Below are 24,227 nucleotides of genomic sequence, written 5' to 3'. Positions count from 1 at the left end.
GCGGTCGCCGGGGCATCGGGCGCCGCCGCCACCGCGGCGGCCGCGCCACGATGCACCGGGACACCCGCAAGCAGATGCACGGCTGAAGGACCACGGGTCCGGGAGTCACCAATGATCGAAGCCATCCAGGTCGCGGCGATGGACGTCGCCACACACGCCGCCGGCGGCGGAGCCGCGATGGCCCCGCAGCAGGCGGGCGCCATCAATGTCGGCGAATTCGCGCAGGCCCTGCAGCGCACCGGCAGCACCGGTTCGGCACCTGCAACCGCCGAGCCACAGGCGGTGCAGAACGCCGCCGAGGCCGCCCCGTCCGAAGGCACGCGGATGATGATTTCCGCCTTCGACAACCTCAACAGCGGCGCCAAGAACATCGAGGCACTGTCGCAGGCGATGAGCGGAAGCACCCAGGACCTCACCCCCGGGCAGATGCTCGAGATGACGATGAAGTGCCATGAGTTCCTGTTCCAGTCGCAGCTCACCTCCAACGTGGCCAACCGCACTTCGGATGGCGTGCAGCAACTGTTCCGCCAGCAGTCCTGATCGGCGGGAGGCAGTCATGAAGCGATGGAAACCCCTGCTGGTGCTGCTGATGTGCGTGCTGCTCGCGGCATGCACGCGCACCACGCTGTACGCCGACCTCGACGAGCGCCAGGCCAACGAGGTGCTGGCCGCGCTGCTGTCCACCGGCATCGGTGCCGAAAAGCGTACCTCCGCCAGCAAGACCGGCTGGGAGATCCGCGTCGACCAGTCCGACTTCCCCCAGGCCATGCAGGTGCTGCACGCGCGCGGGCTGCCCGGCCAGCGCTACCAGGCGCTGGGCGACATCTTCCGCAAGGACGGGTTCTCGACCTCCGCGCAGACCGAGCGCTCGATGCTGCAGCACGGCCTGCAGCAGGAGCTCTCGCGCACGCTGTCGCGCTATCCGGGCGTGGCCGAGGCGCACGTGCACATCAACCTGCCCGAGCGCGATCCGCTCGGCGGCACCGCCACCGATGCGTCCGCCTCGGTGGTGATCTTCGGCCAGCCCGGTGCCAACGTGCGCGACTACGAGACCGAGATGAAGATGGTCATCAAGGACGGCGTGCCGGGCATGAGCGACATCAACAAGGTCACAGTGAAGTTCCAGACCTTTGCCGGCCCGCTCGGCACCCCGGCGCCCAGCCAGAATCCGATCGCGATGTCCTCGCTGAACCCGGTGGCGATCGCCATCGCGGTGCTGGTGGTGGCGTTGCTGGGTGGGCTGTTCGCCTTCGGCAGCCGCCTGCGCCAGCGCCTGGCCCGCAAGGCCGAGCCGCCGCCGCGGGTCTGGAACGGCTGAGGCGACCGCGGTGACGCTGCAGGCGCTACTGGCGGAAGTGGAACCGGACTGGTTCCGCGATGGAGGCGAACCGCTGCCTGCCGACCTGCTGCGTCGCGCCCGTGGCAGCCGGCTCGGGCGCCGGCTGCTGGCGCGCGGGCTGATCACCGATGGCCTGGTCGACGCACTGCTGGCGCCACGCCCCGGCCATGACCCCGCCACCCTCGCCATGCGCTGGCCGAAGGCGCGCATCGCGCGCCTGACGCGCGATCTGGGAGTCCTGGCGCATGCGCCGGCAATCCGTGGCGAGGTGCGTCGCGAGCCGGTGCGCCGGCTCAAGCGTGCACTCGGCAACAGCTACCTGCTGGCGCTCGACCCGTCGGTCTGGGATGCGCGGTTGCCGGCGGCCGCGGTGCGGGAGCTCGCCACCGGCATGGAGCAGGCGCTGGCGGGCGGCCAGGGCGACGACGACACCCCGGTGCTGGACCTGTTCGCCTGCCAGGGCCGCCAGGAACTGCGTGCCTGGGCCGCGCATCGCGACCCCGCGCTGGGCGAATGGGTGGCCCTGCTGCACCCGCGCGAGCCCGCCACGCCCACGTATCTGCCCGAGCGGCCGGTTCTGCTGCTGTGTACCCATCACGAGACCCGCGCCGCGAGGGCCTGAGACCGTTGCCACGATGACTACCCCCACGCCCCAGCCCGCCATCGCCGTCCACGACCAGCGTGTGTTCGCGCGCGCCGTGGGGGCCCGGGTGGTGCCGGCGCAGGCCTGGGCACGGCTGGAGGAGATCGACCGGCTGCTCGACCAGGTCAACGCGCTGTACGCGGAGGCCACCGCCGATATCGAACGCGCGCGCGAACAGGGCCAGGCCGCGGGCTTCGCCGAGGGCCTGGCGCGCGCCCAGCAGCAGATGACCGAGAAGCTTGCCAGCCTCAACGAGCAGCGCGCGCGCGTGCTCGGCGACGCGGCTGCGCGCATCAGCGAACTGGCCTGCGCGATCGTGGCGCGCATCGCCCCCGGCTTCGATGCCGCCCGCGTGGTGCCGCCGCTGGTGATGCAGGCGGTCGAGGCCGCGCAGGCCGAACAGTTCCTGCTGATCCGCGTGCATCCCAGCGTGCGCGAGAGCGTGGCCGCGGGCCTGGGCGCGGTGCGCCAGGCGCATCCGGCGGTGGGCGTGATCGAGCTGGTCGACGACGAGAGCCTGGACCCGCTGAGCTGCGTGGTGGTCTCGGAAGCCGGCGAAGTGCGCGCCGGTGTCGCCCAGCAGATCGAGGCGATCCGTACCGCGCTGGCCGGCGCGACCACGCGGGACGCCGGGACATGAGCCGGGTCGATCCGCTCGCAGCCGCGCTGGCCGCGGCCGGCAACGACCCGCTGCTGAGCGCGCTGTCGTCGGTCAAGAACGTGCAGCGCGTGGGCAAGGTGGCCGACGCCTACGGCACCCTGATCCGCGCCACCGGCCTCAAGGCCGCGATCGGCGAACTGTGTCACCTGCGCAACCCGCCGGGCGAAGGAGATCCTTCCTTCTCGCTTGCCGCGGAAGTCGTCGGAGTGTCGCGCCAGCACACCCTGCTGACGCCGTTGGGCGCGCTGGACGGCATCGCCGCCACCACCGAGGTCTACGCGAGCGGGCGGCAGGCGGCGTTGCGCGCTGGCCCGGGCCTGCTGGGGCGCGTGCTCGATGCGCATGGCGAACCGATCGACGGTAAAGGCCCGGTCGCCGGCCCGACGGTCGAGGCGCCGATCTACGCCGCCTCACCCAACCCGCTCACCCGCAACCTGATCGAGCGCCCGTTCTCCACCGGCGTGCGTGCGATCGACACCGTGATGACCGCCGGCGAAGGCCAGCGCATCGGCATCTTCGCGGTGGCCGGCGGCGGCAAGAGCACGCTGCTGGGCATGCTCGCGCGCGGTGGCGATGCCGACGTCAACGTGATCGTGCTGGTCGGCGAGCGCGGCCGCGAGGTCAGCGAGTTCATCCACGACAACCTAGGCGAGGCGGGCATGCGCCGCTCGGTGATCGTGGTCGCCACCTCCGACCGCCCGGCGCTCGAGCGCAGCCGTGCGGCGTGGGCGGGCACCGCGATTGCCGAACACTTCCGCGACCAGGGCAAGCGCGTGCTGCTGCTGGTCGACTCCGTCACCCGTTTCGCGCGCGCGTTGCGCGATGTCGGCCTCGCGATCGGCGAGCCGCCGGCACGCCGTGGCTTCCCGCCTTCGGTGTTCAGTGCGCTGCCGCGGTTGTTCGAGCGCGCCGGCAACAACGACCGGGGCTCGATCACCGCGTTCTACACCGTGCTGGCCGAGGACGAGGACGGTGGCGATCCCATCGTCGAGGAAGTGCGTTCGATCCTCGACGGCCACATCGTGCTGTCGCGCAAGCTGGCCGCCGCGTACCACTACCCGGCCATCGACGTGCTGACCAGCCTCAGCCGCACCATGCCGCGGGTGGTCGACCAGCCGCACCTGCGCGCCGCCGGCCAGTTGCGCAAGTACCTCGCCAAGTACCAGGACATCGAGCTGCTGCTGCAACTGGGCGAGTACAAGCGCGGCAGTGATCCGGAAGCCGATATCGCGATCGAGAAGATCGCCCCGATCCGCAACCTGCTGCAGCAGTCGTCGGCGGAGCTGGTGCCGTTCGAGCAGTCCGCGCAGGCGCTCAGGAAGCTGTTCGGATGAAGCGCTATCCGCTGCAGACGCTGCTCAGGCTGCGCGCGCACCGCACCGAGGCCGCGCGCATGGTGGTGCTCGATCGGCAGCGCGCAGTGGCCGCCTGCCGCGAGGAATGCCGTCGCATCGGCGACGAGATCACCTCGCTCGAGGACGATCGCCGCGCCCAGCGCGCACGCCTGCTTGATCCACCGACGCCGGGCATGGCCTGGCCGGTGGTGCTGGAGGCGCGCGAGGCGCACGTCGAGCTGCTCGCCCAGCACATCGTTGCCGCGCAGCAGCGCCTGCAGGCCGCGCAGGGCCGCCTGCGCGATGCCGAGCGCGCGCTGGAGGAAGCGAAGCAGGCCTACTTCCGTGCCCGTGCACGCGAGGACGCCCTGGAGAAACGCAAGCACCTGTGGCGCGACGAGCAGTTCGCGCTGGAGGCCCGCCAGGAGGAGGACGCCGCCGCCGATCTGTTCATGGCGCGCTACGTCACCCCGGGAACATCGTGAGGTCGCCATGAGCGTGGAACGCAGCCAGTCCGCCGAGAACGCCGCCAACGCGCGGCTGCAGGACAGCCTGAAGTCGCAGGATGCCGAGCGCGCGCCACCGCCGCGCGAGAATGTCGACCGCTTCCGCGAGGTGCTGCGACAGGCGGGTCACGCCGGCCAGGATGCACGCCGGGAATTCGCCCAGGCGCGGCAGGAAGGCGCGTCGGAATTGCCCCGCGAACAACGCGCCACCCTCAAGGCCGAAGCCCAGGCCGCTGCCCGCGAAGCCGGCCAGGACACCGCGCGCGTGGAGGCCGTGCAGGCGCGCAGCGACGAGGCCGGCGACAGCGGCCGGCAGACGCTGGAGGCATCCGAGATCATGGCGATGATGCAGGCACAGTCGGCGTTGCGCGAAGGCGCCGCACCGCCGCCAGCCGCGGCGCCGGCATCGAGCGCAGGCACATTCGCCGACCTGCTCGAACGCCACGTGCGCCAGCTCGCGGTGGGTGGCGGTACCGCCGCCAACGCCGGCGATGGCCAGGTGCTACTGCGGATGTCGGATGCATCCTTGCCGGGCACCGACCTGCTGCTCAGCCGTACCGAGACCGGCTGGCTGTTGCGCGCCGACACCCGCTCGCGCGGCAGCTACGACGCGATCCGCGAGGCCGGGCCGGAACTGGCGCGGCGGTTCGCCGACCGCGCGCTCGGCACCCTGGAAATCGACCCTCACTGGCATGCGTGAGCCTAGGGCGCGCCCCAGCTTGTGGCTGTTGGCCGCCTGCCTAGACTCGATACCGACGCTGACGCACGCCCGGAACCGCAGGACACACACAGCATGGCCCTGACTCGCCGCCCGCCGCCCCGCCGCAAGCCCGACCAGGCGCTGCCGCATGTGGGTGTGGACATGGGGGCGATCGTCGGGACCAGTGCGCCCGTCCAGGAACGCACCGCGTCCAGTGACCTCGAGCAGAAGCTCGCCGAATTCGAGGCGATGCTGCAGGCGCAGCCGGGCATGACCGAAGAGGGCCTCGAGCTGGTGCTGCAGGGTTGCCGCGATGCGCTCGACAACGTGTCGCTGCAGCCTGAACTTGGCGTGCCGCAACGCAACGAGTGGATCGCCTCCATCGATGCGCTGATCCAGCAGGGGGCGCTCGACCAGGCCAGCGGCGATGCGCTGGTACGGCAGATCGATGCCGCGGTCGCCCCTCTGGAATCCCCCGATGTGCAACGCGCTCTTGAGCTGGCCGAACGCATCCAGCGTGACGGGCAGGCCCAGGCACGCGAATGGCTGGAAACACAGTCCGACCAGGAAGCCGGCGAGGCCCTTGCGCAGGTGCGCTCGAACGAGGCCGCCGTGGACAGTCATCCGATGCGGGAGTCGATCACGCGTTCCCGCTCACGGCGGCTGCGCGGTCCGCCGCTTCGCTGAGCCCGGCCACGGAACGGCCCGCAGGATCCACTTCCAGATACGACACATCCCAACATCTCCGGAGTATTCCCATGAGCAACAACATCGGTAGCAGCGAACTCATTGCCAGCCTCTCCAAGATCACCATGGGCGGCGACGGCGCGTCCAACGGCGAGACCAGCTGGCTGCACGCCATTGCCAAGGCGCTTGGCGAGAAGGTCGGCGAGCTTGCCGAGAGCATGGTCAAGAATGCCGACAAGGTCGGCAGCAAGAACGAGAAGGAAGCCACCGCAGCCTCGGCGCAGCTGACCGCGGACAGCCAGCTCTTCTCCATGTACATGAACGCGCTGAGCACCGTGCTGAAGTCGATCGGTGAAGGCAACGTCGCGATGGCCCGCAAGCAGTAAGCCAACGCGGCACGGAAACGAAGAGCCCCTCGCTTGCGGGGGGCTTTTTCGTTGGTGCCGTTTCATCGTGCCACCGGGACTCGGGACTGCGGATCGACCCAGGCAGGCGGACGCAAAGGCTGAAGTGCCCGCCGACTTGCCGCCTCTGCCTGACAACGAGCCAAGCTCCCATGGTCGAGTTGTCGGCGTCGGCCGCTCTGCATCAGGCAACTGGGACACGGCCAGTTGTTAGCAACAGCAGAAACGTGATTGGCGACGTGCCTGTCCTTACCAACGGGGCGGAGTCGTCAGGAAACGTATGGCGGACACCGGTTCGCGCCCTTCGGACATCGCCAGGGCGACCACGGACTGCGTCGCACCGGCGACGTCAGCGGCCGGCGTCGGTGGGGGTCTTTCCCGACGCCACTGTGCGGGCCATCACCCATGCACCCACTGCGGACCCCAGACCGAGTGCGACGAGTACGCCGATGGACGCCGGCTCACGCACGCCCCGGCTGACCAGGGCAATGCCTTCGCCCCACGGCAGCAGCGCGACCAGCAGGATGCCGAGGCTGGAGAACGCGACGATGGTGAGTACCCAGTACAGCCACTGATAGGCGAGTTCCGCCTTCTGGATTTCGGCGAGTTCGCGACGTGCGGCCTCGGAGCCCGCTCCGACCGCGGCCAGCAGGGTGCCGAGGCGGTCGCGCCGGTCGCGGCGCCCGTCGCCGGATGATGCCACGGTATGGCCATGGGCCACCGTGGCGCCCGTTGGCTGGGTGACGCCGCGTTCGGCGCCTGCGAGCAGTGGATTGCCACGCACGTCGGCGGGTGACTGCGACGGTGGTACCACGGCGGGCATCGTCGGCATCGCGGGGACCGGTGGCGCCGTGGCCAGGGCGACGGTGGCACCGGCAGCCGCTGCGGTACCGCCGGGCGCCTGCGCGAGCATGGCGCTCGACGGCATCGCCCCTGCGCGTTCCGCGACCAGTGCTGCATCCGCGCGCAACACGCCGGGAAGCGCGAGTTCACCACGGACCGCGACGTGGGCCTGGTTTGCGCCCGCAAGGTGCGCCGCCTGCGCCTGCGCGGCCAGGGTGGTCGGCGACGCGTTCGATGCGTTCGACGCGATGGCGGCCGCAGCGCTCCCGGCCGGCGTTCCCGGCTGGGCCATCGGCGCCGTCGGCGTCACCCCAGGTGGCGCGGCGGCCGTTACGGGGACGCCGCGGGAAACCATGGTTGCGGCCGCTGCCAGTATTCCGGGCGCGCCTTGCAGCGCCGCCGGCACGGCCTGACCGCCTGTCGCGTTAGCGGCGGCCATCCCGGCCATGGTCGGCGCGGCACTGGTTGACGCCATCACCCCGGGCGGCATGCCCCCGGGTGCCGCTTGACGCGGCAGCGCGGTGGTGACGGACGTATCCCCGAGCGGGCGCGCAACTGCGGCACTCGCCGCGGCCGTGATGGCGGTGACCACCGCAGCGAGGGGTGTCGTGGGGCCGGCACCGCCGGCAGTCGCCATCATCGATGGCATGGCTGCCGCTGTGGTCGTGGTGGTGGACACCCCCGCCGCGGTCGCTGGCATTCCCGCTGCCGGGTTTCCCACCCCCTGCCCACGCGCGAACGCAGCCTGGGCAAGGCCCGGCGGCGCCGGCGGCGCCGATGCCGGCAGCGAAGGTTGCAGGCCGTTTCCACGCACCGTCTCCGCCACATGCGAGCGGGCGCCCTGTGTCCATGCATCCGCGCGCCCCTCCCCCAGCCCCATGCTGCGGGCCAGCGGGCTGGTCAGGCTGTGCAGTACGCCGATCAACGAACGCCCGCCGCCGGGACCGGCGAAAGGCGAGGGGGGAGCGAGATTGGAAAGGGGACCGACCATGGGCCTTTGCGCGGTTGCCGGGTGCCGGCTCCCCCAACGCCGGTTGCCTGCACGCTAGCCTGCACGCGTCGGCTGCGCACCCCCGGGAGAACCCGAGGGTGCGCGCACGTGGTACGCGGATACGACGCCCGTGCGTCGTCGTGCTACTGCGCCAGCCGCAGCGCCTCGCGCTTCAGCACGCGGCGCTGTTCGCGCGGCTGCTCCCAGGCGTTGTTGAACAGCGCCGGCTCCCAGCCACCGTAGGTGGGATTGGGCAGCATCCACCAGCGCTCGCCGAACCAGTCGCCGTATTCCTCGAGCAGGCCATTCCGCGCTTCGTCGGTATTGGCGATGACCTGCACGAAATCGCCGAGCTGGTCGCCGAACTGCATGATCACCCGGTAATCGCGGCCGGCCAGTCGGCGCCGGCAGAGCTTTTCGCTGCCGTGCTGTTCGCAGCCGTCGACATGGGTGCCGAGGCCGAGGAACACGCTGTCGTCCTTCACCGGAAGGCCCACCGCGCGCAGGTTGGCGAGCGTGGCCTCGTTGAGATGCTGGGCGCGATTGGACAGGTAGAGGATGGTCACGCCCTTGTCGCTGGCGGCGCGTGCGAAATCGACGACCCCGGGCACCGGCTCCGCCTTCTTCTCCGCCACCCAGGCGGCCCACGTCGCCTCGTCGTACTCGGCGCCGTCGCGCACCAGGCGTGCCTGGTAGGGCGAGTTGTCGAGCACGGTCTCGTCGATGTCCATGATCACCGCCGGCGGCAGCTCCGCCCACGCGTCGGGGTTGTCGCGCTCGTCCGGCACCAGCGCGTCCCAGTTCTTCTCGGCGATCGCCGCGTCGAGGTGGTCGGCCGCGGCGCGGAACAGCGACAGCGCCGTGGCCCGGTATTCGACGGAGCGCTGCACCCACAGCACCGCGTTGAGGTTGTCGTCGGCGTCGGTCGCGGCCGGACGCGTGGCCTGCTGGGTGGGAGTGGCCTGCGGCACCTGCGCAGTGGTGGTCTCGGGTGCCGGCCGGCAGGCCGTCAGGCCCACCGCGAGCAGGGACAGGGTCAGCAGCAGGGGACGCATCGCGATCTCCGCGGATCTTGCAGGGCGTGCGAGTTTAGCCGAGGCGCATGACAGCCCGCCGCGCGCGCTCGCGCCTGCGGTGAGGCGGCACATCGCCGCAGCCCCGGCAACGGCGGCGCCGGCTCAGGCGTCGAGCAGCGCCCTGATCGCGGCGAATCCCGCCCCCGCGCGTTCTCGCTTGTGCTCGGCATCGGCCACCGGGTCGGCGCCGTCGCGCTGCAGCTCCTCGGGGGGAAGCTCGTCGAGGAAGCGGCTGGGCTTGAGCTTCATCCGGCTGCCCCACTTGGTCGCCTCGCGGGCATGCGACAGCCACAAGCGCTCCTTGGCGCGGGTGATGCCGACGTACAGCAGGCGCCGCTCCTCGTCGATGCGCCCCTCGTCGATGCTGGCCTCGTGCGGCAGCACGCCGTCCTCGACGCCGACGATGAATACGTAGCGGAACTCCAGTCCCTTGGCCGCGTGCATGCTCATCATGCGCACCTGGTTGCCGGGGTCGTCGCGATCGGCATGGGTGAGCAGCGCCAGCTGCGCGGCGAGGTCACCGGGGCCTGCCCCACGCGCGCCGCCCTCGAACCAGCCGGCAAGCTCCTCGAGGTTGCCTCGGCGCATCGCGAACTGCTGTTCGGTCCTGCACTGCGCGCGCACCGCGGCAAGCATCCCCGAACGCTCGACCAGGTTGCGCACGAGTTCCGCCGGCGGCAGGCGGTTCGCGTCCTGGCGCAGGCCGCGCAGGATGTCGGCGAAGGTGCCGAGGGCGTTCGCCGCGCGTGGCGGCAACTGCTTCAGCAGCCCGATCGATTCGATCGCCCGCGACATCGGCATCTGCGCCTGCTGCGCGAGTTCCGACAGCCGCGCCAGCGTGGTCGCGCCCACTTCGCGCTTGGGCGACTGCACCGCACGCAGGAATGCGCTGTCGTCCTCCGGGTTGGCGACCAGCCGCAGCCACGACAGCGCGTCCTTGACCTCGGCGCGCTCCAGGAACGCGGTGCCGCCGGACAGGTGATACGGCACGCGCATCAGTTGCAGCGCCTTTTCCAGCGCGCGCGACTGGAAATTGCTGCGGAACAGGATGCAGCACTCGTTCCACTGCATGCCGCCCGAGGCATGCAGGAACTGCAGCTCGGCGGCCACGCGCTCGGCCTCGTGGGCGTGGTCGCGGCATTCCCAGATGCGGATGCGCTCGCCATCGGCCTGCGCGCTCCACAGCGTCTTCAGGTGTTCGTGCGGGTTGTTGGCGATCAGCGCGTTGGCCGCGCGCAGCACGCGGTTGGAACAGCGGTAGTTCTGCTCGAGCTTGATGATCTCGAGGTCCGGATAATCGGTGCCCAGCGAGGTCAGGTTCTCGGGGTTCGCACCGCGCCAGGCGTAGATCGACTGGTCGTCGTCGCCCACGCAGGTGAAGTTGCCCTTGGGCCCGGCGATCGCCTTGAGCAGGCGGTACTGGGCATCGTTGGTGTCCTGGCATTCGTCGACCAGCAGGTAGCCGATACGTTCGCGCCAGCCCAGCCGCAGGTCCTCGTGGGCTTCCAGCAACTGCACCGGCAGGCGGATCAGATCGTCGAAGTCGACCGCGTTGAAGCTCGTCAGTCGCGCCTGGTAGCGGCTGTAGAGCTCGGCCGCCTCGAGCTCGCGGGTGCTGCGTGCGAGCGCAGCGGCTTCCTCCGGCGACAGGCCGGCGTTCTTGGCCCGCGACACCAGACCCTGCAGCGCCTGGATCGCGTCGGGTTTCATGCCGCTGCACAGGTCCTTGAATTGCGCCGCGCAGTCGTCGGCATCGAACACCGAGAAGCCGCGGCGCAGGCCGGCGCGTTCGTGTTCGATCTGCAGCAGCTTCAGGCCCAGCGCGTGGAAGGTGGAGATGGTCAGGCCTTCGGCCGCGTCGCCGCGGATGCGCTTGGCGACGCGTTCGCGCATCTCCTTGGCCGACTTGTTGGTGAAGGTGATCGCGGCGATGCGACGCGCGGGGTAATGCCCGGCGGCGATCAGGTGGGCGATCTTCTCGACGATCACGCGGGTCTTGCCGCTGCCGGCGCCGGCGAGCACCAGCAGCGGCCCTTCGCAGTGGAGCACCGCGGCACGCTGGGGGGGATTGAGACCTTGCATCGGCAATCGGCAACGGCGGGCCGGCCATTGTCGCCGAAGCGGCCTGGTGCGCTGCACGTTGCAGCTGCCGGTGACGTGGTGTAAGGAAAGCAATCCACAGGGAGGGCGGGCGATGAACAGGCTGTCGTATGGACTGCTGGCGGGTGCGATCGGGCTGGCGATGGCGGGCGGAACCCCGGTCCTGCCGGCACGCGCAGCGGATTCGCCCTCCTGGACCGACCGGACTCCCGATTACTGGAACGCGCATCCCGACCAGAAGCACCGGATGCTCGGGATTGCCGCGTTGCAGGAAGGGCGCGCGGAGGAAGCACGCGGGCACTTCGAGCGCGCCGCGCGCCATGCCGACAAGGCGTCACAGGCGCTGATGGCGCAGTTGCTCTGGGAAGGCCGCGGCGTGCCCAGGGACCGCGCGCTGGCCTATGCGTGGATGGATCTCGCCGCCGAGCGTGGCGATCCGCGGCTGGCGGCGCAGCGCGAGGTCTACTGGGCGGAGCTGGACGCGGCGTCGCGCGAGCGCGCGATCGAGGAAGGCAAGGCGGTCTATGACCAGTACGCGGACGATGTCGCCCAGCCACGCCTGGAACGCGAGCGCCGACGCTGGACCATGGTGGCCGCCGGCAGCCGCCTTGGCTCACCGGGCGCGGCGCGCGTGTGCACCGAACAGACCATGCCGCGCGGCAAGGGTGCGATCACCGGGCTCGGGATGTGCGGGTCCGGGGCCGACTCGGCCGTGCATTACGCGGACGCGAAACTGAGTCCTGCCGAGTACTGGCGCCAGCGCGACCTCGAGGCCGCACGCCTGTTCGGCGCGGACTTGAGCCAGGTCGACGCGCCGCGTCGTTGACCCCACAGCGCGGACGGACCGCGGCATGAACAGCGCGGCTCGTGCTGCGCAGTGACGGCTCCAGACAGGAAACACAGGCATGCGACAGGACGTTGCCCTCATCATCGCCGCGTTCGCGGCGTTCACCGTTGCCGGCGCGGAGTGCAGCGCCCAGGAGGCCCCCCAGGGCGTTGCGGCGACGATGACCGTCGATACCGGGCCGGGGCGCTTCATCCCCGAGCTCGATCCCGCGGTGATCACCTCGGGGATGCTGGAAGCCCACCCCGACCTTGCCGGCCGGCAGCGGGGCATGGACGCGCTGCTGGATGGCCGCGCGGAGGACGCGTTGCGGCACTTCCGCCGTGGCGCGTACTACGGCGACAAGCCGTCTCAGGCCATGCTCGGCGAACTGCACTGGTCGGGCAGGGGCGCCCCCGCGGACCGCGTGGACGGCTATCTGTGGATGTTCCTCGCCGCCGAGCGCGGCTATCACCAGTTCCAGGTCTGGGCGCAGCTCTACTGGGAGCAGCTCGACGCCGCGGAACGCGCGCGCGTGGCCGAACGCGGCCCGGCGCTGCGCGCGGAATACGGCGATGCAGCCACCGGGCCACGGCTGGCCACCGTGCTGCGTCGCGAGCGCCGACGTGGCACCGGCAGCATGCTCGATGCGTCCGGCCAGGGGGCGACGATCACCGCCTACGACGGTACCCGCCCCATCGCGATCGATGGCCGCAGGTTCTACGCCAAGGAGAACTTCGACCCGACGGCCTATCGGGAGGTGCAGGACCGGGTGTGGACGGCCCCGGTGCGTGGCCGGGTCGACGTCGGCGAAGCGGAAAAGGTGGACAAGCCGAAGGAGCCGACGCCGTAGAATCCACGGCATGGCCAAGCTGTATTTCTACTACTCGGCGATGAATGCCGGGAAGACCACGACCCTGCTGCAGTCCGCGCACAACTATCGCGAACGCGGGATGCGCGTGCTGATCCTGACGCCGGCGCTGGACGATCGCGCCGGGCGCGGCCGGGTCGCCTCGCGGATCGGACTGGAGTCGCCTGCCGAGGCGTTCACCACCGAGGACGACCTGCTGGCCCGGGTGGAACGCGACGTGGCCGACCACAACGGGCGGCTGCACTGCGTGCTGGTGGACGAGGCGCAGTTCCTGCGCAAGCCGCAGGTGTGGCAGCTCACCGAAGTGGTCGACCGGCTGCGCATCCCGGTGCTGTGCTACGGGCTGCGCACCGACTTCCGTGGCGAGCTGTTCGAGGGCAGCCAGTACCTGCTGGCCTGGGCGGACGAGATGCACGAGATCAAGACCATCTGCCATAGCGGCTCCAAGGCCACGATGACCGTGCGCGTGGACGACAGCGGGCATGCCGTGCAGGCGGGGCCACAGGTGGAGATCGGCGGCAACGAGCGCTACCTGTCGGTGAGCCGCGCCGAGTTCAAGCGCATCGCCCGCGGCGAGGGTGGCGTGGAGCCGGCGCAGGCGTCGCTGCCGTTGCAGTAGGCGATTGCCCGGACCGGCGGACCGTGAGGCGAGCGCCGGCCACCTTTCCGTCGCTGGCTTCAACGACGCCCCGTGGCCGCTCACGCCGGCACGATTGCGGGACGTCAGCGGCCGGCCGTGCGCACTCCGACGTGCGTGACGTCTTCGATCGGTCGGTCGCATGCGGCCAGCAGTGCGGTGGCCTGGCGGCGCACGCTGCCGCCTTCGGGAAAGGCGGCGCGCAGTTCGCCCGTGATCCGGGTGGCGTCGAGCCGGCCGCGGCCGCTGTCGTTGCCGGCGCAGCGCAGCGCGGCGGCATCGGCAGCCGCCAGCCAGGCGGCCTTGCGGGCTTCGAGGTCCGCCGATGCCGCGGTGGCCAGCGGATCCAGGCGGCGCAGGAGCCGCGTGGGGTCGCCTGCGGATTCGGCCAGTGCAAGCGCGTGCCGGGCACGCCGGGCCTGCGGGTGGTCGGTGCCGTAGCCGGTGCCGGTCAGGCGGGCGGCGTCGCGCAGCGCGGCGAGCGCCGCGTCGCCGCGACCAAGGCGCAGCAGCAGCTCACCGCGCAACCGCCGGGCCACGCCCACCTGGGGATGCTCGCGGCCCAGCAGCTGCACACGCAGCGCCAGCGCCTCGTCCAGCGGCGGCAGCGCGGCCTGCGCATCGCCGACGTCGGCGCGCACCAGTGCGAGGTTGAACAGCGCGTCGGCCAGCGCATGGCCGGGGCCGCGCGCGGCCAGCATCGCGGTGGCGGCACGCAGGTCGCGCAATGCCGCATCGGTGTCGCCACGTTCCCAGGCCACGATGGCGAGGCTGTTGAGGTTGCGCGCGACGTCGGCGTGGTCCGGCCCCAGGCGTGCGAGCAGCCAGGCATGCGCTTCGCGGAACTCGGTCTCGGCCTCGGTCAGCCGGCCCTGGTCGACATGCAGCGCGGCCAGCAGGCGGCGTGCGTCGATGGTGTCGGGATGGTGGCTGCCATGCAGCGCCTGGGCGAGCGCGAGCGCTTCGCGGCAGTGGCGTTCGGCCTGGGTCACGTGGCCGCCGTCGCGTTCCACGGCGCACAGCGCGCGCAGCATGTCGACGGCGAGCGGGTGGCGTCCGCCGACACCGCGGCGCAGTTCCTCCAGCGCCGCCTGGTAGCCGCGTCGTGCCGCCGCGGTCTGCCCGCGTGCGGCATGCAGCGATGCGAGGTCGGCGAGGTTCTCGGAAACGCCGGGCCCGTTGGCGACCCGTGCGCGGCGCAATGCCAGCGCGTGGCGGAACAGGGTTTCCGCCGCGGCCATCTCGCCGGTCTGGCGGCGGCAGCGGCCGAGCTGGGCGTAGTACTCGGCTGCCTGCGCCGGCAGCCGCCCTTCCGCGGCATGCGCGACATTGCGTGCCGGATCCATCCGCGCCACACAGTCCGCGGGCCGGCCGAGCAGGCGCAATGCACGGCCACGGTCGGCGCTCGCTTCCAGGCGCAGGCTGGCCGGCACGTCGCCGGCGCCGTCGATCAGCGACGCCTGCCGGTCGAGCAGATCGAGTGCGCGCGCGTAATCGCCCAGGCCCAATCGCAGGCGTGCCAGCACCCCTAGCAGTTCGGCATGCAGCCCCGGTTGGCCGGCAAGCTCCACCGCGCCGCGGGACTGGCCGGCGTCGAGCAGCTCGCGTACGTCCAGCGGACGCGAGGCACGCGCGCTGCCGGCATGTTCGAACAGCCCCACCACCAGGGCCTGCATGGCCCGCGCGCGGTCGGCTTCGCGCTGCCCCTGCGCGCGCTGCCAGCCGAGGATCGCCAGTGCCAGTGCCAGCACCATGGTGATGGCCGCAGTGGTGGCGAGCGGCCAACGGTGCCTGCGCACGTATTTGCGCGCCCGGTACAGCAGGCCTTGTGGGCGGGCCAGCACCGGCCGGCCGTCGAGATAGCGCTGCAGGTCGAGCGCGAACGCCTCCACCGATGGATAGCGCTGCTCCGGGCGCTTGGCCAGCGCCTTGAGCACGATGTTGTCGAGGTCGCCGGCACTGCGCCGCGCGCGCCGTCGCAAAGTCGGGGCATCCGCCGACGAAGCTTCATCCGCGCGCCGCTGCAGCACCACGGAAGGGCGCGGCGGGTCCACCCCGAGGATCGCTTCCTCCCATTGCGCATCGCTGGGGCGCTTGAGCGCATATGGCTTGGCGCCGGCGATCAGCTCGTAGAGCACCATGCCCAGCGAATACACGTCGGTCATCGTGGTGACCGGCTCGCCGCGGATCTGCTCGGGCGCAGCGTAGTGCAGGGTGAAGGCGCGCAGCCCGGTGCGCGTGCGCTCCAGCGCCGGCTCCGGTGCATCGAGCAGCTTGGCGATGCCGAAGTCCAGCAGCCGCACCTCGTCGAGCGGGGTGACCAGGATGTTCGACGGCTTGAGGTCGCGGTGCACGACCAGGTTGGCGTGCGCGTGGCTGACCGCATCGCAGACCTGCAGGAACAGGTGCAGGCATGCCTCGATGCCGGCCTCACGGCGCGTGCACCAGTCGGTGATCGGTTCGCCGTCGACGTAATCCAGCGCCAGGTACGGTTGCTGGTCGGCGCTGATGCCGGCGTCGAGCAGGCGCGCGATATGCGCGTGCTCGAGCCGCGCGAGGATCTGCCGCTCACGGGTGAAGCGCAGGCGCAGGCCGGGGTCGGCGAGCCCCGGGCGCAGCAGCTTCAGGGCGACCCGGCGCTGGTAGAGCCCATCGTCGCGGCGCGCCAGCCACACCTGGCCCATGCCGCCCTCGCCCAGCAGGTGCTCGAGGCGATAGGGTCCGACAGCGAGGCCGGGTCGCGCACCGGGCAGCGGCGCGACCAGCGGCGTGTCGAGCGGGCTTTCGGTGTGCTCGAGGGCGAGCAGCCGCTCGAGCTCGGCGGCCAGTGGCGGGTCGTCCGCACGGATGCGCGCCAGCACCGTGCTGCGCGCCGGGATCTCCAGATCGAGCAGCGCATCCAGCTGCGTGGAAACCTGCTGCCAGCGCGCGGCGTCCATGGACGTTACGCAGTCGCGCGCAGCGCGACGATCATTTCCCGTGTCCCGCCCGTGGGAGCGGGCACGGGGTGAGGGCGGCCGGGGCAACCGCGCAGCGCGACAGTCATCTGTTCCTCTCCTGCCTGCGGAAGAGGGCCGGAGGTGGGGGCCGTGGCCCCGCTGCGATCAGCTCGCCGTTCCATCCTGCAGCGACGCCAGCAGGTACATCCGCGCCTTCTGCCAGTCGCGGCGCACGCTGCGCTCGGAGCGCTCCAGCAGCGCTGCGATCTCGAGTTCCGACAGGCCCGCGAAATAGCGCAGTTCGACCACCCGTGCGAGTCGTTCGTCGACCCGGCCCAATGCGGTCAGCGCGGCATCCAGTGCCAGCGTGTCCTCGTCCAGGCGCACGCCGCCGGCGAGGTCCTCGGGCAGGTCGGTGACGCGGTGCAGGTCGCCGCCGCGCTTGCGGGCCAGCCGCTGGCGCGCGTAATCGACCACCACGCTGCGCATCGCCGAAGCCGCATAGGCGAAGAAATGCGCGCGATCGTCGAAGCGTGCGGCCTGTCCGCCGATGAGTTTCAGATAGGCCTCGTGCACCAGCGCGGTGGCATCGAGGGTCTGGCCGTGCTGCCCGGCAAGCTGGCGCCGCGCCATCGCGTGCAGCTCCTGGTAGAGCGTCGCCAGCACCTGGTCCATCGCGGCACGATCACCGCCGCGCGCGGCATCCAGCCAGAGGGTGATTTCCGCCGTGCCCGACATTGCCATCCCCGAATGCCGCCCGCGCCGACTATAGCGCGCAGCGGTGCGCCGCGTGGGGCTTCAGCGCTGGCAGCCGGGACACCACGCGCTGGTGCGCTGGCCGATCAGCGCCTGCCGCAACAGGCGCCCGCAGCGTCGGCAGGGCAGGCCCCCGCGGCCGTAGACAGCGAGCTCCTGCTCGAAATAGCCCGGGGCACCATCGGGACTGATGAAGTCGCGCAGGGTGGTGCCGCCACGCTCGATGGCATGGCCGAGCACCGCCTTCACCGCCTCGGCCAGCAGAACGTAGCGATCGCGCGACACCTTGCCGGCCGCGCGCAGCGGCGACACCCCGGCCATGAACAGCGCCTCGGCGGCATAGATGTTGCCCACGCCCACCACCACCGCCTGGTCCATCAGGAAGGTCTTGACCGGCGCCCTGCGGCCGCGCGAGAGCCGGTGCAGCCAGGCGCCGTCGAATGCGTCGGACAACGGCTCCGGGCCCAGCCCGGTCAGCAGCGGATGCACCTCGCCGGCCGGCTGCCACAGCAGGCAGCCGAAGCGGCGCGGGTCGTTGAAGCGCAGCACGCGGCCGTCGTCGAGCCCGATGTCGACATGGTCGTGGGCACGCAGCGGCGTGTCGGCCGGCAGCACGCGCAGGCTGCCGGACATGCCCAGGTGCAGCAGCGCGCTGCCGGGCGCGGTGTCGAGCAGCAGGTATTTGGCACGGCGGCGCACGTCCTCCACGCGCTGGCCGGCGAGCCACTGCGACAGCTCGGGCGGGATCGGCCAGCGCAGGTCGGCGCGGCGCAGGGTGACCGCGGTGATGGTGCGGCCGGCCACGTGCGGCAGCAGGCCGCGACGCGTGGTTTCGACTTCGGGCAGTTCGGGCATGGGCAGGGCCGGCAGGTTCACCCACAGATGGGAGCGCCGGTCGCCTGCGTCAAGGCCTGCACGACGGTGTACCGGCCGCAACGTACGCGCGCGCAGGGATGGCATCGGCCCCGGACCCGGCCCAAGATGGCCCGGTCCCTCCGATCCGGTGCATGCCCGTGCTCGACTTCCTCGCCGGTGGCCTCGTCCAGGCCGGCTTCTGGCCGCTGCTGGCGGTGTTCCTGGTCACCACCCAGCTCACCATCTTCTCGGTCACCCTGTACCTGCACCGCAGCCAGGCACATCGGGGCGTGGACTTCCACCCGGCGGTGGCGCACGTGTTCCGCGCCTGGACCTGGCTGTCGACCGGGATGGTGACCCGCGAATGGGTGGCCATCCATCGCAAGCACCATGCGAAGTGCGAGACCGAGGAGGATCCGCACAGCCCGATGCACAAGGGCATCGGCACGGTGTTCTGGCGCGGCGTGGAGCTGTACCGCGAGGCGAGCGCGCTGCGCGGTGACATCGAGCAGTACGGCCGTGGCTGCCCCGACGACTGGATCGAGCGCCGCGTCTATGCCCCGCACTCGGCACTGGGTCCGACGGTGCTGCTGCTGGTGCTGTTCGTGCTGTTCGGTTTTGCCGGCGTGGCGATGTGGGCGCTGCAGATGGCGTGGATCCCGTTCTGGGCGGCCGGCGTGGTCAATGGCCTGGGCCACTGGTGGGGCTACCGCAACTTCGAGACCACCGACACCGCCACCAACCTGAGCCCGTGGGGCGTGTGGATCGGCGGCGAGGAACTGCACAACAACCACCACGCGTTCCCGAGCTCGGCGAAGTTCGCGCTGCGCCGCTTTGAACTCGACATCGGCTGGGTGGTGATCCGCGCGCTGCAGTCGGTAGGCCTGGCGAAGGTGCTGCGCGTGGCGCCTGCACTCGACGTGCGGCCGAACATCGACGTGCCCGATGCCGATACCGTCCGCGCGCTGCTGGCGCACCGCTTCCAGGCGATGACCGACTACCACCGCAACGTGATCAGGCCGGCCCTGCGCGAAGAGGCCCGCGCGGCCGGTGCGCGGATGCGTGCGCTGCTGCCGCGCCGCCTGCGCAGGGCACTGGCCGACGATGGCCGCTGGCTGCAGCCGGACGCACGCGAACAGCTGCAGCAGTGGGTCGAGCAGCGACCGCGCATCCGCACCCTGGTCGAATACCGGGCGAAGCTTGCCGACGTGCTCGAGGCGCGCAGCCACGATGCGGGTGAGCGGTTGCGCCAGCTGCAGGCCTGGTGCCAGGAGGCCGAAGCCTCCGGCATCCGCGCGCTGCAGGACTATTCCGCGCGCCTGAAGGGCTATGCCCTGCAGCCGGCGCGCGGCTGAGGTGCGGGTGCGGGTGCGACGTCGACCCGGGCCGCGCGCGGGCCTGTGCCTGGCAGCGTGCCTGCTGACAGCAGGCATGGCGAACGGGCAGGTCACCGCCACCGGTGACTATCTGTCGCGGATGGACGGCGATGGCGACGGCCGGGTGTCACTGGCCGAATACCAGGCGTGGATGCTGTACGCCTTCGAGCGCATGGATGCCAACGGCGATGGCCGGCTCGAGCCATCGGAACAGCCCGGCGGCCGCGCGCCGCTGCTGACCCGCGAAGCCTACCTCGCGCGGTTGGCCGGGCGCTTCAACCGCCAGGACGCCAACCGCGACGGCTACCTCGACGCACGCGAACTGGCCGCGCCGCCGCAGTAGCCGGCGGCACGCATCCCTACATGCGTTCCCAGCTCAGCAGGAACAGATGGTCGGCATGCCCACGCAGGGCGGCGGGCCGCTGCACGCGACCGACAAAGGTGTAGCGCTCGCCCACGGCCGGCAGCCCGGCGGGCATCAGTGGCGCGGTGCGCGGTTCAAGGTAGACGATGGCGTCGTAGCCGTCATCCGACGTCACGTGCACCGCGCGCTTGCCCTGCCGCACGATGGCGCCATTGGCGAGGATCTCCTCCGCCACGCCAACCACGCCCACCGGGGTGTCGAGGGTCTGCACAGTGCCCTCGAAGCGCACCAGCTGGCGGAAGATCGGGTCGTCCGACGCCCGGTACTCCCCGCCCTGTTCCAGCCGTTGCCGGGAATAGCCCTCGGACGCGGCGCGGAACCCGGCCAGTCCGCGGTGGCGGATGTTCCAGTCGAGTCCGGCGGTCTGCCGCATCATCAGTTCCGGCATCATGAACAGGTTCTGCGTCCAGCCGCGGCACCCGCCCGGCTGCTGGCAGATCGGCCAGGCCTGCTCGATCCAGCCCTGCAGCCGGCTCGCACCCTCGAAGCCTTCCATCGCCAGGGCCACGCCGGGGCCCATCGCCACGCCGGCGTCGTTCTGCTCCGGAGCGACCACCAGCACCGCGCCATTGCCGACATCCAGCTTGCCGATGCGCATCTGCCGCAGCATCGCCCAGGCGAAATCCTCCGCCGACAGGCCCTGCAGGTCGCGCACCAGCAGCAGCGCGATCTCCACGCCATGGTCGCGTGCGTGCTCGAACAGCTGCTGTTCCAGGCGCACGCGTTCGTCGGCACCGAGCAGCCCGCTTTCGTCGACGACGAAGCGGCCCTGCTTGGCCGGCAGGTTGCCGGGATCGGCGCTGGGCAGCCGTTCCGGCACGCCTGCGCGCGCCACCGTCGGCGTGGCGGTGGACGCGGGTGCCGCGGCGCCGGCGGGTTGCGTGGCCGGGAGGGTGGTCGCGGTGGCCAGCGTCTCGCAGTCGGCGCGCCCCTGCTGACGGCAGGCATCCATCCAGCCTTCGCGGATCGCCGCCATGCGGCGGTCGCGGCCCGGGTGGGTGGCGCTGTCGTCCGGACCGACCAGGGTCTCGATCGCGCGGGACGCTTCCAGCAGCGGTGCACCCATGCGGTAGAGGATGAAGCCGGAGAACTTGTCGGCTTCCAGTTCGATCGGCGGCTGGCTTCCGGTGCCGGTGATGGTGTGGCCGGACAGGTGGTGGCCGATCTCGTGCGCCATGATGCTCATCGGCGCCCACGTGGTGCTGTTGGTGGCGCGGCCGACGGCGTCGATGAAGCGCGGATTGAAGGCGATCACCCGCTGCGGAACCTTGCGGTCGTCGAGCAGGATCGTCGCCACCGCGTTCGGCACCTGCGCCTCGCCGACCACGAAGTTCGGCGGCAGGCCGGTGAAGCGCATGATGTGGTCGACCATCTGCGCGCAGTCCTGCGGCGCGCGGCTGCCGAGCACATCGCTTCCGACCTGCACCGGCGCGCCATCGTAGGAACACGCGGCACCGGCTGCAGCGGCGATGGCGGCCGAAGCCGGCAGCGGCGACTCCGTGGCCGCCGTGGTCGATGCCGCGGCGATGTCATCCGGGTGTCCGGCCGGTGCGGCACCGTCGCACGCGGCCAGCGCCGCGCACAGCGCGCCGGCGAGCAGCGCGGGCAGGTAAGGTCGTACGGCGCAGTGTCCGTTGCTCATCGTTGTTCCAATGGTATTCCCCGCGCACAGGGTAGCCGATGCCCATTGCGTGTCGGCACGCATGGCGCTGTCCGACCACCGCGCAAGCCCCGGTGGTTGCGGTGGGCGCGACGCCGGCTCCGGATGCGTCGCTCAGCGCGGCGGCGGACGGCTCCCGTGCAGCGATGGCGCCCGGCCCCCGCGCAACGCCAGCCAGCACAGCGCGACGGTGGTGGCATCACCCAGCGCGCTGTGGCGGGCAAGCACCGGCACGCCGAGTGCATCGGCGATGGTCCGGAAGGCAAGATCCGCGGGCGCCCCGGGGTGTGCCCGCAGCGCGCGGGTGGCGAAGGCATCGGCCAGCTCCACCCGTGGATTGGGCAGCGGGAAACCGGTGAGCGCGCGCACGTGGGGGGCGAGCATCGCGAGGTCGAAGCGCAGGTGATAGCCCAGCAGCCTGCGGCTGCCCAGCCACTGCAGGAGTTCGCGCACCGCGGGGGTCACCGACATCCCGGTACCGGCCTCGCCCGGGGTGATCCGGTGGTGGCGGATCGATTCGATGTCGAAGTCGCGATCGGGGCGGATGCGGCGTTCGAACCGTTCCGACAGCCACACCCGCCCGTCGCGCACCGGCACCGCGGCGAGGCTGAGGATATGGTCCCGTGCGGGGTCGAGCCCGGTGGTCTCGAGGTCGAGGCTGACCCATTCGTCGTCGGGCGGGCGCTGCAGCAGCCCCGCCCACGGTCCGTCGCCATGCCGACGCCGCAGCCACCAGCGATGCAGCGGATCCATCGCCGCTAGTCCTGCAGGTGGAACGCGCGGCGCACGTGGTCGCGGAACTCCTTGACCACATGCAGGGCGTCACGCAGCAGTTCGCGGTCGAGCCTGCGCAGGCCGCCGGTGTCGACGTGGTTGTCGGGTATCCGGCCATGGTCGAGGGTGGCCAGCTGCGCCTCCAGCCGCATGCGCTGGAACACGTTGAGCACCTGCGGCAGGTCGCGTCCGAGACCGTGCGGCAGGTGGCCCGCGGCGACCAGCGCTTCGCAGCGCTCGATGCTGCCGGTGGCGCGGATGCCATGGCGCAGCGCCAGGCAGCGCAGCCCGTGCACGACCGGGAAGATGCCGCCCTTCTTGAGGTCGATGCCCTGTGCGTCGCCGCGCACGCGGCCGAAGAAGGTCAGCGGCGTGTCGAAGCGCAGCGTCGCGCCGGCGAGGTGGTGCATCAGGATCCCGTCGCTGCCGAGCGCCATCAGCGCATCCTTCACCGGGGCGAACAGCGTGGCATTGCCGGCCACAGGCCTCGCATCGAGCGCGATCGACAGGTCGAGTGCGGTCCCGCCGCCATGGTCGTGGCGCCAGTGGGCGATGCGCGTGCGCCACTGCGACGCGGTCAGCCGCCAGTGCGGGTTGTCCACCATCACCCGGCCCGGGCAGGGCGGGTAGCCGGCCTGTGCGAGCGCCTGGCTGAAGCGCGACATCGCCGCGGCCAGTTCCGGCCAGTCGAGATCGTCGGCCACCACCAGCGCGTTGTCCTGGTCGGTCTTGAGCAGCTGCTCGCGCCGCCCTTCGCTGCCCATCACCAGCAGGCACACGCGCTCGCGCACTTCCGGCGGGGTGACGAGCTCGAAGATCTGCGCCATGACGCGGCCGTTGAGCGCGCTGACCAGCTGCATCAGGTCGGGCATCCGCACGCCCTGGCGCGACAGCCCGCGGATCAGCGCGGTCATGCCGCCGGCGGCGCGGGTGATCTCGTCGAGCGTGCGCGCCCGCGCCAGGCGCAGGCCGATGAGATGCGAGTGGCTGGCGAAGTGCGACAGCACCTCGGCGATTCCCAGCGTGCCGCCGATGCCCTCGCCACGCCGCACCACCACGCGCTCGACCCGGTGCTCGGTCATCGCCGCCATCGCCTGGAACAGCGCGTCGCCGGGATCCACGCACAGCAGCGGACGGTTGGCCAGCGGCCCGACCGGTGCCTCCAGCGGCAGGCGGTCGAGCGCCAGCGCCTCGAGCAGGTCGGTGCGGGTGACGATGCCCGGGCCGTCATGCGCCGGGTCGTCCACCAGCAGGCAGTCGACGCCGCGCTCGCGCAGGCGCCGGGTGGCCGCGGCCACCGACAGCGTCGAGGCCACGCGCTCGGCGGGCGCCAGGTCGGCATCGCCCACGCGGGTGGCCAGTTCGGGCGTCCAGCGCCGCCCGGCCGAGAACGCCAGCTGGCCCTTGGTCGCCAGGCCCTCATGGAACCAGGCGGCGAAACGCGGGTTGTCGTCGACCAGCCGGCGGAACACCTCGGCGGGAATCAGGAAGGCCAGGCATTCGCCATCGGTGCGATAGGTCAGCCGCGCACGCCCGGCCATCACCGCCCAGGCACCGAAGACATCGCCGGGGCCGTAATCGGCGAAGTGCGTTTCACCACCGCCGGCCTGCGGCTGGTAGGCGTGCACGCGTCCCTTCAGCAGCACATAGGCATGCGGCGAGGCGCGGCCGGCCTCGATCAGGGTGGTGCCGTCGCCATGGAAACCGAGGTCGACGCCTGCCTGCAGCCGCGCGCGCCCGGCGTCGTCGAGCAGGTCGAACGGTGGCTGGTCGAGGTCGAGGCCGGGCACCGGATCCATCGGGCTATCCGCGCGGTCCCGGGCATGCA

23 protein-coding genes are annotated in these 24,227 nt (G+C 71.5%); 14 read left to right on the top strand and 9 right to left on the bottom strand.

Features of this window, described 5'->3' with window-relative positions; translation table 11 throughout:
- Positions 1 to 111: 111 nt before the first annotated feature.
- From ERL55_RS14250 to ERL55_RS14210, 9 genes are all read left to right on the top strand, one after another.
- The gene (locus tag ERL55_RS14250; protein WP_129137019.1) at positions 112 to 540 is read left to right on the top strand and encodes a hypothetical protein; all 429 of its coding nucleotides are present in this window, start codon (positions 112 to 114) and stop codon (positions 538 to 540) included.
- Between the two features lie 16 nt (positions 541 to 556).
- Positions 557 to 1,318: an EscJ/YscJ/HrcJ family type III secretion inner membrane ring protein gene (locus tag ERL55_RS14245; RefSeq protein ID WP_164972217.1), complete on the top strand. Its 762-nt coding sequence runs from the start codon at positions 557 to 559 to the stop codon at positions 1,316 to 1,318.
- Between the two features lie 10 nt (positions 1,319 to 1,328).
- On the top strand, positions 1,329 to 1,961 hold the full coding sequence (locus ERL55_RS14990; RefSeq protein WP_164972216.1) for a hypothetical protein: 633 nt from the start codon (positions 1,329 to 1,331) through the stop codon (positions 1,959 to 1,961).
- A 13-nt stretch (positions 1,962 to 1,974) separates the two neighbouring features.
- A complete protein-coding gene (locus ERL55_RS14985) occupies positions 1,975 to 2,622 on the top strand; it encodes a FliH/SctL family protein (RefSeq protein ID WP_164972215.1) in 648 nt (215 codons plus the stop codon).
- On the top strand, positions 2,619 to 3,977 hold the full coding sequence (locus ERL55_RS14230; RefSeq protein ID WP_129137015.1) for a FliI/YscN family ATPase: 1,359 nt from the start codon (positions 2,619 to 2,621) through the stop codon (positions 3,975 to 3,977). The genes ERL55_RS14985 and ERL55_RS14230 overlap by 4 nt, the downstream gene beginning before the upstream one ends.
- A complete protein-coding gene (locus ERL55_RS14225) occupies positions 3,974 to 4,462 on the top strand; it encodes a hypothetical protein (RefSeq protein WP_129137014.1) in 489 nt (162 codons plus the stop codon). Before ERL55_RS14230 ends, ERL55_RS14225 begins: the two co-directional genes overlap by 4 nt.
- A 7-nt stretch (positions 4,463 to 4,469) precedes the next feature.
- Positions 4,470 to 5,183, top strand: a complete 714-nt coding sequence (locus ERL55_RS14220; RefSeq protein ID WP_129137013.1) for a hypothetical protein — start codon at positions 4,470 to 4,472, stop codon at positions 5,181 to 5,183.
- Between the two features lie 93 nt (positions 5,184 to 5,276).
- Positions 5,277 to 5,870 carry a hypothetical protein gene (locus ERL55_RS14215; RefSeq protein ID WP_129137012.1) on the top strand — a complete coding sequence of 198 codons (594 nt, stop codon included), beginning with the start codon at positions 5,277 to 5,279 and terminating at the stop codon, positions 5,868 to 5,870.
- A gap of 71 nt (positions 5,871 to 5,941) precedes the next feature.
- Positions 5,942 to 6,256, top strand: coding sequence for a hypothetical protein (locus ERL55_RS14210; protein ID WP_129137011.1), 315 nt, complete (start codon positions 5,942 to 5,944; stop codon positions 6,254 to 6,256).
- 367 nt (positions 6,257 to 6,623) lie between these two features.
- On the opposite strand, the gene ERL55_RS14205 is transcribed toward ERL55_RS14210, so the two are convergent.
- The 3 genes from ERL55_RS14205 to ERL55_RS14195 all read right to left on the bottom strand — a co-directional run bounded on the left by ERL55_RS14205 (position 6,624) and on the right by ERL55_RS14195 (position 11,266).
- Positions 6,624 to 8,108, bottom strand: coding sequence for a hypothetical protein (locus ERL55_RS14205; RefSeq protein WP_129137010.1), 1,485 nt, complete (start codon positions 8,106 to 8,108; stop codon positions 6,624 to 6,626).
- Between the two features lie 143 nt (positions 8,109 to 8,251).
- Positions 8,252 to 9,163, bottom strand: coding sequence for a 5'-nucleotidase, lipoprotein e(P4) family (locus ERL55_RS14200; protein WP_129137009.1), 912 nt, complete (start codon positions 9,161 to 9,163; stop codon positions 8,252 to 8,254).
- A gap of 123 nt (positions 9,164 to 9,286) precedes the next feature.
- Positions 9,287 to 11,266, bottom strand: a complete 1,980-nt coding sequence (locus ERL55_RS14195; protein WP_129137008.1) for a UvrD-helicase domain-containing protein — start codon at positions 11,264 to 11,266, stop codon at positions 9,287 to 9,289.
- A gap of 112 nt (positions 11,267 to 11,378) precedes the next feature.
- Here ERL55_RS14195 and ERL55_RS14190 point away from each other — a divergent pair, with 112 nt between their 5' ends.
- The 3 genes from ERL55_RS14190 (at position 11,379) to ERL55_RS14180 (ending at position 13,597) form a co-directional block, all read left to right on the top strand.
- Positions 11,379 to 12,110 carry a sel1 repeat family protein gene (locus ERL55_RS14190; protein ID WP_129137007.1) on the top strand — a complete coding sequence of 244 codons (732 nt, stop codon included), beginning with the start codon at positions 11,379 to 11,381 and terminating at the stop codon, positions 12,108 to 12,110.
- A gap of 79 nt (positions 12,111 to 12,189) precedes the next feature.
- A complete protein-coding gene (locus ERL55_RS14185; protein ID WP_129137006.1) occupies positions 12,190 to 12,960 on the top strand; it encodes a sel1 repeat family protein in 771 nt (256 codons plus the stop codon).
- Positions 12,961 to 12,970: 10 nt separating this feature from the next.
- Entirely contained in the window at positions 12,971 to 13,597 is a 627-nt protein-coding gene (locus ERL55_RS14180; protein ID WP_129137005.1) for a thymidine kinase, read from the top strand.
- Positions 13,598 to 13,701: 104 nt separating this feature from the next.
- Here the strand turns inward: ERL55_RS14180 and ERL55_RS14175 are convergent, their stop codons facing one another.
- The 3 genes from ERL55_RS14175 to mutM form a co-directional block, all read right to left on the bottom strand.
- Positions 13,702 to 16,554, bottom strand: a complete 2,853-nt coding sequence (locus ERL55_RS14175; RefSeq protein ID WP_129137004.1) for a serine/threonine-protein kinase — start codon at positions 16,552 to 16,554, stop codon at positions 13,702 to 13,704.
- Positions 16,555 to 16,719: 165 nt separating this feature from the next.
- The gene (locus ERL55_RS14170) at positions 16,720 to 17,292 is read right to left on the bottom strand and encodes an ECF-type sigma factor (RefSeq protein ID WP_129137003.1); all 573 of its coding nucleotides are present in this window, start codon (positions 17,290 to 17,292) and stop codon (positions 16,720 to 16,722) included.
- Positions 17,293 to 17,352: 60 nt separating this feature from the next.
- A complete protein-coding gene (gene mutM / locus ERL55_RS14165) occupies positions 17,353 to 18,165 on the bottom strand; it encodes a bifunctional DNA-formamidopyrimidine glycosylase/DNA-(apurinic or apyrimidinic site) lyase (protein WP_129137002.1) in 813 nt (270 codons plus the stop codon).
- 152 nt (positions 18,166 to 18,317) lie between these two features.
- On the opposite strand from mutM, the gene ERL55_RS14160 reads away from it, so the two are divergent.
- Positions 18,318 to 19,520 (top strand): fatty acid desaturase, encoded by a 1,203-nt coding sequence (locus ERL55_RS14160; RefSeq protein WP_129137001.1) that lies wholly within the window; start codon positions 18,318 to 18,320, stop codon positions 19,518 to 19,520.
- Positions 19,521 to 19,596: 76 nt separating this feature from the next.
- Positions 19,597 to 19,884 carry a hypothetical protein gene (locus ERL55_RS14155; protein WP_206733329.1) on the top strand — a complete coding sequence of 96 codons (288 nt, stop codon included), beginning with the start codon at positions 19,597 to 19,599 and terminating at the stop codon, positions 19,882 to 19,884.
- A gap of 16 nt (positions 19,885 to 19,900) precedes the next feature.
- Here ERL55_RS14155 and ERL55_RS14150 read toward each other — a convergent pair whose 3' ends face one another.
- The 3 genes from ERL55_RS14150 to ERL55_RS14140 form a co-directional block, all read right to left on the bottom strand.
- Positions 19,901 to 21,607, bottom strand: a complete 1,707-nt coding sequence (locus ERL55_RS14150) for a TPM domain-containing protein (protein ID WP_164972214.1) — start codon at positions 21,605 to 21,607, stop codon at positions 19,901 to 19,903.
- A 132-nt stretch (positions 21,608 to 21,739) separates the two neighbouring features.
- Positions 21,740 to 22,378, bottom strand: coding sequence for a 3'-5' exonuclease (locus ERL55_RS14145; protein WP_129136998.1), 639 nt, complete (start codon positions 22,376 to 22,378; stop codon positions 21,740 to 21,742).
- 5 nt (positions 22,379 to 22,383) lie between these two features.
- The gene (locus tag ERL55_RS14140) at positions 22,384 to 24,198 is read right to left on the bottom strand and encodes a DUF294 nucleotidyltransferase-like domain-containing protein (RefSeq protein ID WP_129136997.1); all 1,815 of its coding nucleotides are present in this window, start codon (positions 24,196 to 24,198) and stop codon (positions 22,384 to 22,386) included.
- Positions 24,199 to 24,227: the final 29 nt, after the last annotated feature.

The sequence above is a fragment of the Luteimonas sp. YGD11-2 genome (assembly GCF_004118975.1).
Lineage (GTDB): Bacteria > Pseudomonadota > Gammaproteobacteria > Xanthomonadales > Xanthomonadaceae > Luteimonas > Luteimonas muca.
The sequence above is the reverse complement of the archived record's forward strand: the minus strand, read 5'-3'. Positions and strand labels throughout refer to the sequence as shown.

What these genes read in the sequence shown, in the direction of transcription:
- ERL55_RS14230 (WP_129137015.1), top strand. Translation starts at nt 2,619, where the DNA reads ATGAGCCGGGTCGATCCGCTCGCAGCCGCGCTGGCCGCGGCCGGCAAC.
- ERL55_RS14150 (WP_164972214.1), bottom strand. Translation starts at nt 21,607, where the DNA reads ATGAGCAACGGACACTGCGCCGTACGACCTTACCTGCCCGCGCTGCTC.
- ERL55_RS14160 (WP_129137001.1), top strand. Translation starts at nt 18,318, where the DNA reads ATGCCCGTGCTCGACTTCCTCGCCGGTGGCCTCGTCCAGGCCGGCTTC.
- ERL55_RS14985 (WP_164972215.1), top strand. Translation starts at nt 1,975, where the DNA reads ATGACTACCCCCACGCCCCAGCCCGCCATCGCCGTCCACGACCAGCGT.
- ERL55_RS14190 (WP_129137007.1), top strand. Translation starts at nt 11,379, where the DNA reads ATGAACAGGCTGTCGTATGGACTGCTGGCGGGTGCGATCGGGCTGGCG.
- ERL55_RS14200 (WP_129137009.1), bottom strand. Translation starts at nt 9,163, where the DNA reads ATGCGTCCCCTGCTGCTGACCCTGTCCCTGCTCGCGGTGGGCCTGACG.
- mutM (WP_129137002.1), bottom strand. Translation starts at nt 18,165, where the DNA reads ATGCCCGAACTGCCCGAAGTCGAAACCACGCGTCGCGGCCTGCTGCCG.
- ERL55_RS14180 (WP_129137005.1), top strand. Translation starts at nt 12,971, where the DNA reads ATGGCCAAGCTGTATTTCTACTACTCGGCGATGAATGCCGGGAAGACC.
- ERL55_RS14170 (WP_129137003.1), bottom strand. Translation starts at nt 17,292, where the DNA reads ATGTCGGGCACGGCGGAAATCACCCTCTGGCTGGATGCCGCGCGCGGC.
- ERL55_RS14205 (WP_129137010.1), bottom strand. Translation starts at nt 8,108, where the DNA reads ATGGTCGGTCCCCTTTCCAATCTCGCTCCCCCCTCGCCTTTCGCCGGT.
- ERL55_RS14195 (WP_129137008.1), bottom strand. Translation starts at nt 11,266, where the DNA reads ATGCAAGGTCTCAATCCCCCCCAGCGTGCCGCGGTGCTCCACTGCGAA.
- ERL55_RS14225 (WP_129137014.1), top strand. Translation starts at nt 3,974, where the DNA reads ATGAAGCGCTATCCGCTGCAGACGCTGCTCAGGCTGCGCGCGCACCGC.
- ERL55_RS14140 (WP_129136997.1), bottom strand. Translation starts at nt 24,198, where the DNA reads ATGGATCCGGTGCCCGGCCTCGACCTCGACCAGCCACCGTTCGACCTG.
- ERL55_RS14245 (WP_164972217.1), top strand. Translation starts at nt 557, where the DNA reads ATGAAGCGATGGAAACCCCTGCTGGTGCTGCTGATGTGCGTGCTGCTC.
- ERL55_RS14175 (WP_129137004.1), bottom strand. Translation starts at nt 16,554, where the DNA reads ATGGACGCCGCGCGCTGGCAGCAGGTTTCCACGCAGCTGGATGCGCTG.
- ERL55_RS14155 (WP_206733329.1), top strand. Translation starts at nt 19,597, where the DNA reads ATGGCGAACGGGCAGGTCACCGCCACCGGTGACTATCTGTCGCGGATG.
- ERL55_RS14185 (WP_129137006.1), top strand. Translation starts at nt 12,190, where the DNA reads ATGCGACAGGACGTTGCCCTCATCATCGCCGCGTTCGCGGCGTTCACC.
- ERL55_RS14250 (WP_129137019.1), top strand. Translation starts at nt 112, where the DNA reads ATGATCGAAGCCATCCAGGTCGCGGCGATGGACGTCGCCACACACGCC.
- ERL55_RS14220 (WP_129137013.1), top strand. Translation starts at nt 4,470, where the DNA reads ATGAGCGTGGAACGCAGCCAGTCCGCCGAGAACGCCGCCAACGCGCGG.
- ERL55_RS14145 (WP_129136998.1), bottom strand. Translation starts at nt 22,378, where the DNA reads ATGGATCCGCTGCATCGCTGGTGGCTGCGGCGTCGGCATGGCGACGGA.
- ERL55_RS14215 (WP_129137012.1), top strand. Translation starts at nt 5,277, where the DNA reads ATGGCCCTGACTCGCCGCCCGCCGCCCCGCCGCAAGCCCGACCAGGCG.
- ERL55_RS14210 (WP_129137011.1), top strand. Translation starts at nt 5,942, where the DNA reads ATGAGCAACAACATCGGTAGCAGCGAACTCATTGCCAGCCTCTCCAAG.